The organism is Chitinophaga polysaccharea (assembly GCF_902150045.1).
GTDB lineage: Bacteria > Bacteroidota > Bacteroidia > Chitinophagales > Chitinophagaceae > Chitinophaga > Chitinophaga polysaccharea_A.
In genome coordinates this window covers 636,937-653,455 of the sequence record NZ_CABFVU010000001.1, presented here as the reverse complement: position 1 = coordinate 653,455, position 16,519 = coordinate 636,937, and the positions used below count along the sequence as shown (strand labels likewise).

Here is a 16,519-nt window from a genome sequence, read left to right as displayed (position 1 = left end):
TTACACCACTTTCATCCCATTTTGCCCCTGCTGCATGCCAACAATTGCTATTATTGCCATAAATACATCAACCTTATGAATCAATTTAAGAAAATTGAATTCGGCATCGTGACAGCCATTTTTGTGTTGCTGATGTTTTCGATCCTTTATCCCAGCATTATTTACAATGTATTTGAGCTGCAGCGTATTTATGGCGATAAATTCGCCAGGTATCACCAGGTGTTCGATTATTACATCCATTTCCTGCTGCCTTCCATGGGCCGGGTAATGCTGGTATACGTTACCTTCCTGCTGGTGAACTTTGTGATTGTGCCGGAGTTCCTTGAAAAGGGAAAGTGGGTGGGAGGAGTGTTCCTGCTGATCCCTGTGGGGTTATTTTATTTTGCGATGATGATGGTAGCCAATTCATACTATAACGGTTACCTGTTTGGCGTATATGATACCATAAAGGGAGCGCATATGTATTTCGCAAAAACGGCTTTTATCACTACCATTTTTTCGGGTGTGCTGTACGTGGCTTATTACTATATCCGGAAAGCCCTGGTAAGCGTACTATATCCCCGGATTGTGGCAGATATGGCTTTCAGGCAGATATTCACTGAAATCTGCTGGGCTGCCGGCATATTCGTGGTATTGTTTTGCCTGTCTTTTTCAGATTCGAGGGACATGGCGCTGCTGATCTTTTTCTTCGGCCCCTCACAGATTATGGTGTTCTTTGTGCTTCGTTACAGGGTATTTCCAAACTTTGAAGACGGGCACAGGAATAAAGGACTGCTGATCCGGGATATTGTTTTTACCATCCTGGCCAGTAACGTGATGATGGGGCTGATATGCCGCGCACTGGTACACCGCGATGGGGGCTGGTTTGCAGCGCTTACTTTTATAGGTATCGGTGTTTCTACAGGCATTGTGCTGCCGGTTTGCTGGTTATTGTTTAAAAGTCGCCAGAAACAGGTGAATACCGTGGTTACCCTGAAAAAAGCATTGGGGCATTCCGCTGCTAACCTCGACTTCCTCCGTTCACAGATCAATCCGCACTTTTTATTCAATGCGCTGAACACGTTGTATGGTACCGCCTTACAGGAGGAAGCCGCCCGTACCAGCGAAGGCATCCAGAAACTGGGCGATATGATGCGGTTTATGCTACATGATAACCACCTGGAAAAAATTCCACTTGATAAGGAAGTGGCTTACCTGCAAAATTATATAGCACTGCAGCGCCTGCGCGTTTTGTCTTCTCCCGATATACTGATAGAAGTAAATATAGATGAAAGCCAATGCCAGCATGAAATTGCGCCGATGCTGCTGATCCCTTTTGTGGAAAATGCGTTTAAACACGGTATCAGCCTGAGGCATCGTTCCCGTATCGTGATTTCCCTCAGCTGTACACCGGAGCAGGTTTTCTTCGATGTGTATAACAGCGTGCATCCCCGCCCTGAAAATGACCCCGAAAGAGAGGGTATGGGGATTGGTTTGAATAATGTAAAAGAAAGACTAAATTTATTGTATCCTCACCGGCACGAGCTGAGTATCCGTCAAACGGCTACTGAATTTTTTATCCATCTGACTATTGATGTTAATAAGTAAGTAAATGAAAAAAGAAGAAGAAGTGGTACAGGGGCCTGATGGCATGACGCGCTTTTTATGGTGGCTGGCCGCCGCCGATGCTGATGTATTGCAGGAATGTAAAACAGAGAAAGAGCGCTACCGGATCATTGGCATTTCTGTATTGGTTACATGGATGTTTGCTACATTGTCGTGGGGGTATTTCTTTTCCACCATTGTGAACGATGATATGATAGTAGCCGGCCTGGCGCTGTTTTTCGGCTTCGCTATTTTGTCGGTCGACCGTACCCTCATCGCAGCGATGTCGCGCACCAACGGCGGTATAAAAGTAATGCCGGTTATTTTTCGTTTAGTCCTGGCCGTTACTATAGGTTTGTTTATTTCACAGCCCGTGGTACTAATGTTGTTTAAGAAAGATATTGATACCCAGCTGGAACTTGGAAAGCAGGCCAAGCTCGATGCTTACCGGGCGCAACTGGTGAAGCTCAATGCCAGCCAGATGGCCGCCCTTCAACAATCCCTTGACCAGGGCAAACAACAGCTGGCGCAGAAAATGGCAGAGATGAAAGTGTATAAGGATGGCTATATAAAGGAAACCGACGGCACCGGTGGCTCCGGCAGGATAGGGGAGTCGGACATTGCTCGGGTAAAGAAATCGGCCTACCTCAAATCCGAAGAAGAACTGCAGGCCATGCAAAGGGCCTGGGAGCCGCAACAGCAACAGCTGCAGGCACAGATAGCACATATGCATACCGTCGACAGCCTCAAGGAAGCCGTATACGTTGGCACACTTACCAATGGCTTCCTGGCGCAGGTCGAAGCCCTGAACGAGCTCACCGAAACACATCCACCGGTAAAACAACGCTACCGCCTTATTGTATTTATCATCACCCTTATTGAAGTAATGCCCTTGCTCAGTAAAATACTGATGCCTAAAGGAGAGTACGATGAAAAGCTGGCAGCAGCTACTGCACAGGGAGTAACCTCGGCACAGCTGCAAACAGATACCGGCAAAGAGCTGATGGAACATTACCAGGCTGCCGCACTGGCGGCCGATAAGGAAACGGTGGACCATCTCTTTGAATCTACCCGCGACCTGCGCCGGGAACAGGCTGAAGCCCTCGTAAAAGAGTGGAAGAACCGGGAGAACGGGCAGTACCAAAACCTCTGGCAACAGGCCAGGAGATTGTTGTTAGGTAAAATCAGTTAATCCCTGTATTGCTTACAAATAAAATAGCCAAAAATGACTGCTATTGCGATAGATGATGAACCCGTGGCGCTGGCTGTTATCAAGAATCACGCTGCCAGGGTGCCTTTCCTGGAAATGAAAGGTTTTTTTACCAATGCTTTTGAAGCGATCGATTTTCTTAGCAAAGAAAAGGTAGACCTGCTGTTCCTGGATATTAAAATGCCGGATATCTCCGGGCTGGATTTTTTGTCCAGCCTGCCTCATCCTCCTATGACTGTTTTTACTACCGCCTACTCCGAACATGCAGTGAAAAGCTTTGAGCTGGATGCGATCGATTATCTGCTCAAACCCTTTTCCCTTATACGTTTTATGAAGGCGTGCAATAAGGCTAATAACCTCTTGCAGTTGAAACAGCAAAACGGAGCCCCCGTCACTAAAGAACAACCTGATTATATTTTCGTGAAAAGCGGGTACGAGCAATTCCGTATTGTGCTGGATGATATCCTTTACCTGGAAAGCGCCGGTAACTATGTTAACTTCATCCTTACTGACCGCAAGCTCATTTCCCGCCTCTCCATGCAGGAGGCGGTAGACCTGCTGCCTATAGGCTCTTTCACCCGTGTGCACCGCTCCTACATTGTAGCTAATAACAAAATCGAACGGGCGGATCGCAACTCTCTTTACATCAAAAACATTCCTATTCCTATAGGCGCCGCGTATGCTCCTGCGATTGAACGCCTTCTCAATTTTTGATTTTAGCGGATTTTGCCTGACTCAGGATTATGATGATTACGCTGATTACGCTGATTTTATTTTTCTGATTTTGTTTTTACGAAGTTTATCTTATAAGAGATTGCCTACTCTGGTTATACTAATTTAATTTTTTATAGGGTGTACAAGATAATGGAAGAAAGAAGCGTGTTTGGCTTCTTCTTCCATTAATGTAGTTCTTGAAAAAAGAAATCAGATATAATCAAAAAGTAAAAACCCAACAAAACAAAATCAGAAAAATAAAATCAGCGTAATCAGCGTAATCATCATAATCCTGAGTCAGACAAAATCCGCTCAGATCAAATCCTACAAAACAAAAAATAAAATCAGCGTAATCATCATAATCCTGAGTCAGACAAAATCCGCAAAATATATTTGCCAAAATGGACCAATTGGTCTAATTTGTAACCCATATGGGGAAAGCAGAAAAAACGCGCCAGTTTATCATAGAAAAGGCCGCTCCTATTTTTAACAAAAAAGGCGTAGCAGGAACTTCTATCAGCGATATCCTGAAAGCCACGAAACTGGCCAAGGGAGGCGTGTACGGGAATTTCGCCTCCAAGGAAGAAATAGTAATGGAAGTGTTCGATTATATCGCGGAAGAGGAAAAACTGAACCTGCGGCAGGTAACAGCTACTGCCAATACTTCCGCCGGTAAGTTTGAAGCGTTGTTCCAATATTATGCCCGTTTCCCGAGGGAGCAGAAAGTGGCTGGCGGCTGCCCTATGCTCAACTTCGGCGTAGAGGCAGACGATACCAACCCCGGCCTGAAAAGGAAAGTGAGCGAACTGGCACTCTATTACCAGTCGCGTATTGCTAAAATGGTACAGTACGGGAAGGAACACGGCGAATTCAAACCAGACTGGGATGAGCGCAAGTTTGCTATCCGTATGTTTGCCATGCTGGAAGGTGCTATTCTTATGAGCAGTATACTCGGACACAATAAACAGATGTTGGTAGTATTGGATGCGCTGAGGGAGGAAATCAGGCTGAATAGCCGCTGACTTTTTTTATTCCTTAAAATAAACCAATCGGTCTAAAATGCAACACCAGGTTTTACCATTATCACTGCGGATGACCGGCGCGATTTTGTCCGCCATGAGCCGTCCGTTTCCGGTTACCACGGCAAAGCTGTTTTACCGGTTGTATTGTACACCTCCTGCACTAAAGCTCCGGCCGGTACATCAACAGTTCCGCGATCAGGCCCTGATACAGCGACTCCGGGTAACCAGTTATCCATTTGATAATGCGCCACTGAAAGTAACCACCTACCACTGGGGAGCCACCGGTCCGAAAGTTCTGTTGCTGCATGGCTGGGGCGGCAGCCCGCTTCACTTTAAGCAACTCATCACCTTGCTGGTGGCACAGGGCTACCAGGTAGTAGCCTACGATGCACCGGCACATGGCCTCTCCGGTGGCAAACGTACCAACCTGGTACAATGGATGCACGTGCTGGAACAGGTAATGCAGCAGGAAGGCCCGCTGCACGCTATTGTTGGCCACTCGTTCGGTGGCCTCAATGCTGCACTTACGCTTGCCCGCAAAGAGGTGCATGTGCCACGCCTGCTGATGCTCAGCACCGCGCTCAGCGCTCCCGTATTCTTCAATGAAGCGCTCCGGCTTTTCCGTATCCATCCCGTGGTAATGCCGGTGCTGCAACAGCTCATCCGGCAACGGTTAAAAGAAGATCTCGTTGACATGGACCTGCACCGGTATATCAATAGTATCAAAGCAGATAAGATCTGGATGGCTTACGATACCACAGATACACTGGCTAAAGCCGCAGAAATAGATGACTATCTGCAGCAATACCCCGCTATACAATCGCTCCGCATTACGGGCGACGGCCATTTCCGTATCATGCGGCATGAAGCCGTAGTACAGGGAATCCTTACTGTACTGGCAGCTGACATAACATAAAAATAAATCCTGATCTTCGGGTATATAACTTTGAATATGCCCAGGTATATAACGGTTACCTCATTACTGAACAAAACAAAGCAACGGGATCCCTGGTTCCTGGATGATTATACCATCAATCCATTCAGTGGCTGTGCTTTCAACTGTTTGTACTGTTATATCCGCGGCAGCAAGTACGGCATCAATATGGCAGAAAAGCTATCGGTGAAAGAAAATGCACTGGCTATTCTTCGCCGGCAGCTGGCCGCCAGGGCGCGTAAACAGCAACAAGGCTTCGTTGTGCTTTCGTCTGCAACAGATGCTTATCTTCCACTAGAAGAAAAAGAGATGCTCACCCGCGGCATCCTGGAGCTGCTCCTGGAATACCGCTTCCCGGTGCATATCATTACCCGCTCTCCACTGGTATTGCGCGATCTCGACCTGCTCCGGCAAATCAATGAACAGGCCCTGCTGCCACCAGATATGGCTTCCTACAGGCATAAGGCTATGATCACTTTCTCGTTTAGTACCATCGATCCGGTAGTGGGCAGGCAGTTTGAGCCCGGGGCTCCCGATCCGGCGCAACGGCTGCTGGCCCTGAAATCATGTGCTAATGCAGGCTTTATGACCGGTGTAAGCTTAATGCCGCTCCTGCCATTTATCAGCGACAGGCCGGAGCAACTATCACGGCTATACGCTGCTTTTTATGAGCACGGCGCGCGCTATGTGTTTCCCGCTTCCATTACCTTATGGGGAGAAGAAGCCGCCGATAGCAAACAGCTGGTAATGCAGGCGGTACAACAACATTATCCGCAGTATGCGGAACAATACCGCCTCCTTTTTAGCCACAACAGCCAGGTACCTGCTACTTATAATACGGCGCTCAAGGCTGCTGCAGCTGTAGCAGCGGACCGTTACGGGCTTTTCCCGCAAATCCCTTTTGAATAGCTTTCTGGCATTTCAAACAGCATCTTCCGGGGACCGCGGCAAAACAGTAGCTGTCTTTTTTCATCTTCCTTAAAATTTTATACGTTTAAACTTGCTTTCCGCCGTGTAAATGAATATTTTAGAAGCATGAACTTTAAAACCCACGTATATGAGTAACGTTAATAACCGCAGGCAGTTTCTGCGTCAAATGGGAGTGTACACAATGGGAATGGGGATGCTGCCCGCTATCCTGGCAGCCTGTAATAACGGCAAATCCACTAAAACTGAAAGTGACAGTGCTACCGCCGTTAAACCCGGGGAAGCCACTGCACAAGAACTTTTCTTTAAAATTTCACTGGCGGAATGGTCGTTCCATAAAGCGTTGTTTGCCGGTAAAATGAATCATCTTGATTTCGCTTCCCGTGCAAAGAACGAATTCGGTATCGAAGGTATTGAATACGTGAACCAGTTCTTTAAAGACAAAGCAAAAGACCAGGCCTATCTTGCAGAAATGAAAAAACGTGCCGATGACCTGGGCGTTCGCAGCGTACTTATTATGTGCGATGGCGAAGGAGAAATGGGCGACCTGGATGCGAAGAAAAGAATGCAGGCGGTAGAAAATCATTACAAGTGGGTGGAAGCGGCTAAATTCCTTGGCTGTCATGCTATCCGTGTAAATGCAGCGGGAGAAGGCTCGCCGGAAGAAGTAGCCAAAGCGGCTGCCGATGGCCTCACTAAACTGGCCACCTTTGGTAAGGAACATGGCATCAACGTGATCGTGGAAAACCATGGCGGTATGTCTTCCAACGGGGAATGGCTTAGCGGGGTAATGAAAACCGTGAATATGCCCAACTGTGGCACTCTGCCTGATCTGGGCAACTTCTGTATCAAAAGGAGCAAGCCGGAAGCCAATACACCGGAAGCATGGGCAAAAACCACCTGTCTGGAGGAATACGACCGCTACAAAGGTGTGGCGGAACTGATGCCTTTTGCTAAAGGCGTGAGCGCGAAAACGTACGACTTTGATGCCAATGGCAACGAAACTACCATCGACTATGTCCGCATCCTGAAAACAGTAAAGGATGCCGGCTTTAATGGTTTCATGGGAATTGAGTATGAAGGAGAGAAATTATCTGAAGAAGAAGGTATCAGGAAAACAAAAGAGCTGCTGGTACGACTGGGTGGTAAATAAATAATAATTGGGGCTAACCAAAAAGCAGAAGAATGCTTTGGGGTCAGCCCCACCTGTATTTTGCCAACCCAACAGCTTTGCTTACAAGGCAATTCAGCCTTTTCAGAAAGACTGCAGGTACTTGTCCAGGTAAAACAATAAGGGTATAAAAAACGGCGCCCCAAAAGCAGAAGCATACTTTTAGGGCGGCTGTTTCATTTACAGTGAAAACGCTTTTTTCAGGAAAGGGATCACATATCCGTACGCATCTGCAGTAGCGGCACTATCGAAAATAGGATTGCTAGGATTGGCAAAGCCATGAGCTGCATCATAACGTTTAACCGTCAGCGTTTTACCTGCCGCCTGCATGTTCTTCTCAAACTCGTTTACTACCTGTGGGTTAATGCCCTGGTCTTTATTACCGAAAAGACCCAGTACCGGTCCGTATAAAGTTTTCAGTTTGCTGACATCCTTTTCAGGCATACCGTAATACATTACTACGCCCTTATTCTGCGCCCCTGCCAGTAACCCTGACTGTAACGACAGCCCGCCACCGAAGCACCAGCCTATGGAGGCTATTTCGGCTGTTTTTCCCGCATAGTTGATAGCGCCCTGCATGATGGCCTGCAATCTTTCCCTGGAGGCCCCCTGCATCAGTTTTGCCGCATCTTCCCGGTTGGTGGCTACCTTCTGATCATACATATCCACCGCCAGTACATTTACTTTTCCTTCCAGATCATTATACAGCTGCTCGGATTGTTTTTTTATATAGTCGTTCAGCCCATACCACTCCTGGTACACCAGCAGGTATTTACCGGAAGTGGTTTTGGCTTTGAACAGGAAACCATGTGCAGGTGTTCCGTCTGCAACGGGAAAAGTGATGGCTGTACCAGTAGTGCCCTGGTAGGTGTATGGCAGCGGATCTTTATGGGCCATGCGGAATTCTTCATGACTGGCAAGTGCTGCAAACTCGGTGATGGCATCTGTATGGCAGCAGGGAGCAGTTTGAGAAAAAGCGCTCACAGCCATCAGCAAACAGCCGGTAAGGAAAGTTAGTGTTTTCATGACAGTTTATTTTGCTTGCAGAAGATACGAATTTCTTTGGTGCAGCTTTTGTAAATTCGGTATTATGGATCTTCAGTCGGGTTACCCTTATTCACTTATCCGCAACGGCCTGCCATATAATTATCCCTGGCAGGAACAGGATATTCGTACGCACGTGGCCGTGATAGGCGGCGGGATTTCAGGTGCATTAACCGCCTACGCATTAACAAAGGCCGGCATTCCCTGCGTAGTGGCCGATGCCCGTACTATCGGCCTGGGAAGCACCGCTGCCAGCACCTCGCTGCTGCAGTATGAAATTGATACGCCTTTGTCGGAGCTGCGCATGAAAGCTGGTATATCCAATGCCAACAGGGCTTATGAGCTGTGCGCCACTTCCATCGGTGAACTGGAAAACACCTGCAAAGCCCTGCATTTTCCGCATTTTGAAAAGAAACACAGCCTGTACCTGGCCTCTTACGGGAAAGATGTAAAAAAGTTATCGGAAGAAGCGGAAGCCCGCCTGGAGCTGGGGCTTAAAATGGATTGGTGGGACGCGGCAACAATAAAGGCAAAAATGGATTTCAATGCACCGGCGGCTATCTATTCCTATACAGCAGCACAAACAGATGCATATATGCTCACGCATGCACTGCATCAACACAATCTCAAACATGGCGCACAGGTGTTCGACCGCACTGCTGTTACAGATATTGATTTCCGGCCCCGTAGTGTAGTGCTGACCACCTCGCAGGGACATCGCATCTCTGCGCGTTACCTGGTAATTGCCACGGGCTATGAAGCTTTGCAGTATATCAATATCCCTCTGCTGAAGTTAACATCTACCTATGTGATAGCAAGTGAGCCCAATCATGCAGTGGAGCAATGGTACCAGGACTGTCTCATCTGGGAAACAAAATTCCCGTATCTCTATATGCGCATCACCAGCGATCGCCGCATACTGGTAGGAGGAAGGGATGAGCCTTATTATAATCCCGGTCGCCGCGATAAGCTGATTCATCACAAAGCAAAACAACTGGAAAAGGATTTCCGCAAAAAATTTCCCGGGCTGCGTTTTCACCCGGAGTTTAAATGGACCGGCACCTTTGGCGCTACTGCCGACGGACTGCCTTTTATCGGGCCTTTCGCCCCCATGCCACATACTTTTTTTGCACTCGGTTTTGGAGGCAACGGCATCACTTTCGCCCAGATTGCCGCCAATATCATTACCAACCTTATACAAGGAAAAAAAGACCCGGATGCAGCTATCTTTTCCTTTAACAGGAAAATAAAATCCTGAATCAGACAACCTTTGCGCAGCCTCACTAACGGTGAAGGGTATACTAAAATGTAATCACTACTTTATTATCGTTGATCTTATATTTGAAATGCTGTTGCCCGCTCAGGTTGTTCAGCACGTCTTCCAGCGTAGCATGAAAGAAGGCGGCGTCCGTAATTGCCGGTGCTTTGGATGCATCCCCCTTCATTTCCACTTCTACGCCAAACCATTCTTCCAGTGTACGCGATAAGGCCATAGGATTGGTATTGCTGATCCGCAAGGTATCAGATAACCATGTTTCCAGTTCCTCCGGGTGATAGGTTTCTTTTTCCATCAGGTCAATTTCGTTATTAGCCAGGATCATCTGCCCGCGTTCCAGTATTTCCGGCTGATTGTCGGTAGGGGAGTGATAGGATTTTCCTACGCGGATCTTTCCGTTGAGCAGGTATACTGTAGCGCCATGCTGGCTGGCAAAGGAACGCATTTTAAAGGCGGTGCCTAATACGGTAGCCCGTAGTTTATCGCTGGTCACAGTAAATGTATCGGTAGATGGAACAACGGTAAAGAACGCATCACCATCCAGGATCACCGACCGGTTGCCCTGCAGGTAATTGGCCGGCACTTCCAGTACAGAAGCGGAATTAAGTATTACATGGGAACTGTCTGGCAGCGTAACAGAAGTACGCCTGCCGGTAGTGCCCTTATAGATCTGGTATCCGATACCCGGGGTTTTAAGGTTTACAGGTGTATTTTCCGGCGCCTTTGTGTTGGTGTTGCAGCCGGTGATCACTATTCCGCCTGTCAGCATCAATGCCAGCACATAACAGCGGGGAAAACGGCGGGAAATAGTATCAGGTTTAAATCGCATATTCCGGGAATTTTGTATGTATCTAAAAAGACCTAAAAGTAATAAAATAAACAGCGGTAAACAGGTATGCTTAAACAATTTCTGAGAAGCAATAGACAATATCTGTTAACGCTGTTAAAAAGATATGCTGATATTATAATGATTTTTGTTTAGAAGCCGGGCGCACCCTAACTTTGCGGCCCATGGAAAAGCAGCTACCTTTATCGTTTGATAATACCGCTATCGCGTTTGAGGCAAAGACCGACAAAGCACTGAAAAAAGCCAATTTTCTCTTTAGTAATATCGGGAAACCCTGGCTGGTAAAACTGGGTGCAGTGATGACACCAATCGCTTTTAAACTGGGGCTACCCATTAAAGGCATTATAAAGAGCACCATTTTCTCACAGTTCTGCGGCGGTGAAACCCTGGAAGAAGCTGCAGCTACCGCCCTGCAATTGGGCAATTACCACGTAGGGGTGGCGTTGGATTACGGTGTGGAAGCCATGGAAGGAGAAGAAAGCTACGATGCCGCTGTTCCTGAATTCATCCGCGCTATCCAGTATGCTGCCTCCCGCCCTGATATTCCATTTATCGCTATAAAAATTACCGGCTTCGCCCGGTTCGAACTGCTGGAAAAAATACACCGCAAGGAAGTCTTAACGGCTGAAGAACAACAGGAATATACCCGTGTGCGTAACCGCGTACATGCCATTGCAGAGGCCGGCGCACGCCATAATGTAGCCATCCTCGTAGATGCAGAGGAATCCTGGATCCAGGACCCCGTAGATGCCCTCACGGATGAGATGATGTCTTTATTCAACAAAGAGAAAGTAATTGTATATAATACCTTCCAGATGTACTGCCACGACCGTTATCCTTTCCTGCAGGTATCCCTGGAGAAAGCGGTGAAGGAAGGCTACCTGCTGGGCGCTAAACTGGTACGTGGCGCTTACATGGAAAAAGAGAACAAACGTGCGGCAGAAAATAATTACCCTACACCTATTCAACCGGGTAAAGCGGCTACGGATAAAGACTATGATGCTGCTGTAAAGTTCTGTATCGACCGTCTTGATAAACTCGCTGTTTTTATTGGTACGCACAACGAGAACAGCTGCATGTTTGCAGCAAAACTACTCCACGAAAAAGGACTGCCGCATAATCATCCGCACGTGAGTTTTTCGCAACTGCTGGGTATGAGCGATAACATCACCTTTAACCTGGCGCATGCCGGTTACAACGTATGTAAATACCTGCCATACGGCCCGGTAAAAGATGTAATGCCCTACCTGATCCGCAGGGCGCAGGAAAATACTTCCATCGCGGGGCAAATGGGCCGGGAACTGGCACTGATCAGGAAAGAAATGAAAAGAAGGGGGATGGCATAAGGGGCGAAAAGAAAAAACGCTCGATTTTAACCAGGATCCCGGATCCCGTTAAAATCGAGCGTTAGAAGACTATGCTAAATATTCCCGGTTTCCCGGTTATTGATTGCTTTCACTTTGTGGCAGTGGGTACTGTGTCCACACATCATCATCTACCCGGTCTTTCGGCAAAGTATTCAGCCGGTTATACCTCCTTAAATCCACCCAGCGATGACCTTCCATAAAAAGGGAATACCGCCTGTTATACAGTAGCTCATTGATCAGTGCATCTTTGTTGGCAACGCCGGCATATGGAGTGAGATTATGCGCGGTCCGGATGCGGTTGAGGGCTACTATCGCATCAGGTATTGCATTGGTCTGTATTTTCGCTTCTGCATATATCAGTACCAGTTCTTCGTTCCTGATAATGCTGATGGGCGCATTCAATGAGCTCCATACAATTACATCACGGTTGCCGGTTAAACCGCCCTGGCTGGCAGGATCATCCCGCAATGCTGTTTTAGTGATACGGTCGTCGCCCGGTATAATATTCGTGGCAAAGGAAGGATGGGAAACTCTTATTTCCCCGTTGCCGTTGGGCGGCAGGTACATAGTATTGGCAAGGTCACCGCCATTTGTAGAAAAATAATGATAGATCCCATTGTTCAACGGACCGTTCAGGTCAAAGAATGATTCGTTGAGCGCGGACAGTGCATTGGCCCACTGCTGCCGGTAAGTATAAACCCTGGCTGCAATTGCACGGTTAAATTTAAGCAGGCCGGTGGTAGTTTTAAATCCCAGGAACCCATCGGACAAAGGAAAAATAACTTCCGATCCGGTAAGATCAGCTTTCCCGTCGTTCAGGAATTTCAGTATAGAATCCAGCACCTCGGCGGTATTGGTGATAACCGGTCCAAGTGTGGCGCCATTAGCTACAGGTATACGCACGCCATTGGTATTCGTCATGTTAAGATTCAGCAACAACTGGTAACCTATCAGCGTTTTGGCGAACCCGGTAAAAGCCTTCTTTTGTATATCTGAAGCTACTTCCGGGCGGGTGTTGCCGATGGCATCAAGCAAAATGAAACACTGTCTTGCTACCTGGTACCTGGCCGACCAGGGATTGGTAATGTAGAACGTATTATTATCCAGCACTTTGCTGCCACCACCCAGCAGGTCGGTGGTATACCTGGGCTCTGCACCGGAGAAACGGTAAATCTCACGGCCTATAATACCGGTACCATCCAGGTAGGCGGAAAGACTGTTGCGCATACCGGATTCCGCGCCGGTTACCAGGTTGAACAGGTCGCTTCTGGACGGGTCTGTGGTGATGCCCGTTACTACAGGCGTATTGAGGCTATTGATTTCTCCTTTCTGGCAGGCGTTGATCACCAGCAGTAAAAGAGCGATCGCTATTATTGGAAGATACTTTTTCATATGTGTTGTTTTAAGCAGATGGAAAATGATCAGAAATCAACGCCAACATGAAAGCTGGCCCTTTTGGATGCAGGGAACGGCATAACGTCTACCCCTGTTGATAAACCGTTACTGCCGCGCGTTTGAGCGGTAGTAATGGTATTGCTTCCGAAGTTGGATACTTCCGGATCATAACCCACGTACTTTGTCCAGGTAAAGAAATTATTGGCAGACACACCAACACGGATCCCTTTCAGCACGGATGTATTTTTTATTGGTATGTTATAATAAATGCCTATCTCACGGATACGTACATACGAAGCGTCCTGTACATAAATAGAAGCATCGCCGGCTCCGGGGCGGTAAAGCCCGGCCTTAGTGCCTTTCATCTCGTCATCAAAGTCGAAGGAAGTAGCGCCAAGATCAGTGAGCAGTTGTGTGAGGTTAATATTGTCGCCGCCTTTTTTCCAGTGAATGAGGAAACGCAGGGAGAAGTTTTTGAACACGGTCAGTTCATTGAAGAAGCTCATCTGGAAATCCGGTTCTGCATTCCCGATCAGCTTCAGCTCATCGCCTACGGTACCTTTTATCTGCGTAGCCGGTTGTCCTTCTTCCAGGTAAAAAGTACCGAGTGAATTACCAAAGGCGCCAATGGCATATGGAGGAATGATCAGCTTGGTGACTTTAGACCGGTTACGCCACCAGTTGATACTGCTGTTCCAGCGTACATTGGGCTGGTTCACCGGTACCAGGTTTAAGCCCAGTTCTATTCCCTGGTTTCTCAGGTCGCCGCTGTTTTTCCACTCAGTGGCATAACCGGAAGATGCCGGCAGCGAGTGCCGAAGCAACACGTCATAAATTTTCTTGTTATAGTAAGTGGCTTCAAGATTGATGCGGCCGTTGAGCACACTTACATCGAGGCCTGTTTCAAATTCGGCCTGCCGTTCGGGTTTGATGTCGGGGTTGCCTTGCAGGTTTTCTACCAGTACGCCGGGGAATCCGCCGATATTGCTTCCCAGCATCTGGGTGAATTTACTGCCATAGGGTGGCACGTTGCCCGACTGGCCGTAGGCAGCCCGCAGCTTGAGGTTATCCACACCAGCTACCTTCCAGAAATCCATTTTGGCAATGTTCCAGGAAATGGATCCTTTCGGGAAAACATAATATTTCAGGTATTCACCGTTGTTGGTAGACCGGTCGAAACGCACGCCGGCGCTCAAGGTAATGGCATCGATGAGGGAAAGATCTTCCTGTATGAAAATACCATTGTCGCGGTACTTCTGGCGGAATTGCCGGGTAGTAGTGTTGGCGCTGGCATCGAGGTTGCTCTGTCCGGATACCAGGTTGGTGGCAACGGTAACAATGTTATCCAGGTAGCCGGTTTCCAGTGTGGCGCCGGCAGTACTGGTTAAACTGAGATTGTTGTTTGGAGTAAATGTGTTCACTATAAACCCACCGATATTAGTGTTGGTGTTATTGGTATTGCCCTGGATAGAATGGCCCTGCTGCCCGTTTTCTTCAAATTGAAGGTTGCGCGGGAATAATGCTGCTGTTTTAAAATTGAAGTAATCAACACCGCCGCGTCCTACCAGCCGGGTAGTGGAGCGGTCGCTCTGCTGCAGGCGTATTTCGATGTTACCCCCACCTACAAAGCGGTTGGTCTTTTCGTTGTTGATCATATTGTCGCGTGTTTCCAGCGGGTTGGAACTGGCAAAAGCATTGCGTGGATACTCACCCAGTGAATTAGGGAAGAGGTTCACAAAATCAGGTGTGGACGACAGTGCTACACCAAGGGAAACGCCATTGTTATCGTTGTTGGTAAGCCCCCTGTCGGCAGAAGAGCTGATATAGTTGGTAGTAACGCCAACGGATACACGGTCGCTCACCTTGTGATCCACATTCAGCCGGATAGAGTTGTTAAAGTAACCGGTACCTTTTACGATACCGTCTTCCTGGCGCCGGTTACCGGAAAGATAGAAGGTGGTTTTTTCGCCGCCCCCGCTGAGGGAGATGCCGGTGTTCAGCACCAGCCCGGTTTGTCCGAAGATCTCTTTTTCATAGTCATAGATCTTCCCTGCATTCTTCGCTTCGGTGAACTGTGCCTTGTAAGCGGCACGTTTGGCCTGCACTACAGGGTCGGGATTATCAGCGGTACCTGCAAGATCGGCGGCTGTTTCAGGGGTAAAGGTGCGTACGCCCATCAGGTGCCGTACTTTCACAAAGCCGGTTTCCTGGTTGAGAGAGATCCTGGTTTTGCCGGATTTACCTTTTTTAGTAGTGATGATCACCACGCCGGCAGCGGCTTTGGCGCCATACATAGCGGCTGCGGAAGCGCCTTTCAGGATCTCAATGTTTTCAATATCTTCCGGGTTGAGGTCTGCAATACGGCTGGACGGATTGTCCTGGTTATTGGGGCTGCCCGAAGTAGCGGCGCCGGTTACATCGTTCAGTCCTGCGGGAATACTGCTGTTATTGAAGAAAATACCGTCTACAACGTATAACGGCTGGGAGTTGCCGAATACGGAAGTGATACCGCGCATTTTTACGGAAATACCGCCACCGGGAGCGCCGGAATTGGCTGTTATCATAGCGCCGGGCACCTTACCGCTGAGGGCTGCGTCAAATGTTTGTGCAGGCGCTACCCCATTTAGTTCTGTGCCTGAAATAGTAGCTACGGCATTGGCGAGGTTACTTCGCTTCACATTGGTGGCAAGCCCGGTTACCACAATTTCATCAAGGCGGGCGAAATCCTCTTCCAGGCTCAGGTTTATCACATTATTGCCCGGTGTGAGATTAACAGTTCTTGTCTTATAACCGGTATAGCTCACCGTCAGGCTCGTGGTGCCTGTGGCAACAGAAAGTGTGTAATTGCCATCGGTGTCCGTAATAGTTCCTTTATTGGTGTTGGGAACACGTACTGTAACGCCGGGAATAGGCTTACCGCTCACGGCATCCCTGATTTTTCCGGTGATGTTTTGCTGCGCAAATAATGCCAGGGTACTGCATAGGCATAGCAGTACCAGCAAACTGGATTTTGGTAGAAGCATAGCTT

Annotated in this window: 13 protein-coding genes; 9 read left to right on the top strand and 4 right to left on the bottom strand. The window is 48.1% G+C overall.

What is annotated here, in order from left to right; genetic code table 11:
* The first annotated feature begins 75 nt into the window (after positions 1 to 75).
* The 7 genes from FN124_RS02675 (at position 76) to FN124_RS02645 (ending at position 7,544) form a co-directional block, all read left to right on the top strand.
* Entirely contained in the window at positions 76 to 1,587 is a 1,512-nt protein-coding gene (locus tag FN124_RS02675) for a sensor histidine kinase (protein WP_260607310.1), read from the top strand.
* Positions 1,588 to 1,591: 4 nt separating this feature from the next.
* On the top strand, positions 1,592 to 2,776 hold the full coding sequence (locus FN124_RS02670; protein ID WP_142683243.1) for a DUF4407 domain-containing protein: 1,185 nt from the start codon (positions 1,592 to 1,594) through the stop codon (positions 2,774 to 2,776).
* A gap of 33 nt (positions 2,777 to 2,809) precedes the next feature.
* On the top strand, positions 2,810 to 3,508 hold the full coding sequence (locus FN124_RS02665) for a LytR/AlgR family response regulator transcription factor (RefSeq protein ID WP_142683242.1): 699 nt from the start codon (positions 2,810 to 2,812) through the stop codon (positions 3,506 to 3,508).
* A 431-nt stretch (positions 3,509 to 3,939) separates the two neighbouring features.
* Positions 3,940 to 4,530: a TetR/AcrR family transcriptional regulator gene (locus FN124_RS02660; RefSeq protein WP_142683241.1), complete on the top strand. Its 591-nt coding sequence runs from the start codon at positions 3,940 to 3,942 to the stop codon at positions 4,528 to 4,530.
* A gap of 37 nt (positions 4,531 to 4,567) precedes the next feature.
* Positions 4,568 to 5,446: an alpha/beta hydrolase gene (locus tag FN124_RS02655; RefSeq protein ID WP_142683240.1), complete on the top strand. Its 879-nt coding sequence runs from the start codon at positions 4,568 to 4,570 to the stop codon at positions 5,444 to 5,446.
* A 36-nt stretch (positions 5,447 to 5,482) separates the two neighbouring features.
* The gene (locus FN124_RS02650) at positions 5,483 to 6,373 is read left to right on the top strand and encodes an SPL family radical SAM protein (protein ID WP_142683239.1); all 891 of its coding nucleotides are present in this window, start codon (positions 5,483 to 5,485) and stop codon (positions 6,371 to 6,373) included.
* Positions 6,374 to 6,521: 148 nt separating this feature from the next.
* The gene (locus FN124_RS02645) at positions 6,522 to 7,544 is read left to right on the top strand and encodes a sugar phosphate isomerase/epimerase family protein (protein WP_142683238.1); all 1,023 of its coding nucleotides are present in this window, start codon (positions 6,522 to 6,524) and stop codon (positions 7,542 to 7,544) included.
* 198 nt (positions 7,545 to 7,742) lie between these two features.
* On the opposite strand, the gene FN124_RS02640 is transcribed toward FN124_RS02645, so the two are convergent.
* Positions 7,743 to 8,588 (bottom strand): dienelactone hydrolase family protein, encoded by an 846-nt coding sequence (locus tag FN124_RS02640; protein ID WP_142683237.1) that lies wholly within the window; start codon positions 8,586 to 8,588, stop codon positions 7,743 to 7,745.
* 64 nt (positions 8,589 to 8,652) lie between these two features.
* On the opposite strand from FN124_RS02640, the gene FN124_RS02635 reads away from it, so the two are divergent.
* The gene (locus FN124_RS02635; RefSeq protein ID WP_142683236.1) at positions 8,653 to 9,864 is read left to right on the top strand and encodes an NAD(P)/FAD-dependent oxidoreductase; all 1,212 of its coding nucleotides are present in this window, start codon (positions 8,653 to 8,655) and stop codon (positions 9,862 to 9,864) included.
* Between the two features lie 43 nt (positions 9,865 to 9,907).
* On the opposite strand, the gene FN124_RS02630 is transcribed toward FN124_RS02635, so the two are convergent.
* Positions 9,908 to 10,711: a FecR family protein gene (locus FN124_RS02630; protein ID WP_142683235.1), complete on the bottom strand. Its 804-nt coding sequence runs from the start codon at positions 10,709 to 10,711 to the stop codon at positions 9,908 to 9,910.
* 182 nt (positions 10,712 to 10,893) lie between these two features.
* Between FN124_RS02630 and FN124_RS02625 the strand changes: the two genes are divergently transcribed.
* Entirely contained in the window at positions 10,894 to 12,075 is a 1,182-nt protein-coding gene (locus FN124_RS02625) for a proline dehydrogenase family protein (RefSeq protein ID WP_142683234.1), read from the top strand.
* Positions 12,076 to 12,171: 96 nt separating this feature from the next.
* Here the strand turns inward: FN124_RS02625 and FN124_RS02620 are convergent, their stop codons facing one another.
* Positions 12,172 to 13,488, bottom strand: a complete 1,317-nt coding sequence (locus FN124_RS02620) for a RagB/SusD family nutrient uptake outer membrane protein (RefSeq protein ID WP_142683233.1) — start codon at positions 13,486 to 13,488, stop codon at positions 12,172 to 12,174.
* Between the two features lie 29 nt (positions 13,489 to 13,517).
* Positions 13,518 to 16,514 (bottom strand): SusC/RagA family TonB-linked outer membrane protein, encoded by a 2,997-nt coding sequence (locus FN124_RS02615; protein WP_142683232.1) that lies wholly within the window; start codon positions 16,512 to 16,514, stop codon positions 13,518 to 13,520.
* Positions 16,515 to 16,519 lie beyond the last annotated feature (5 nt).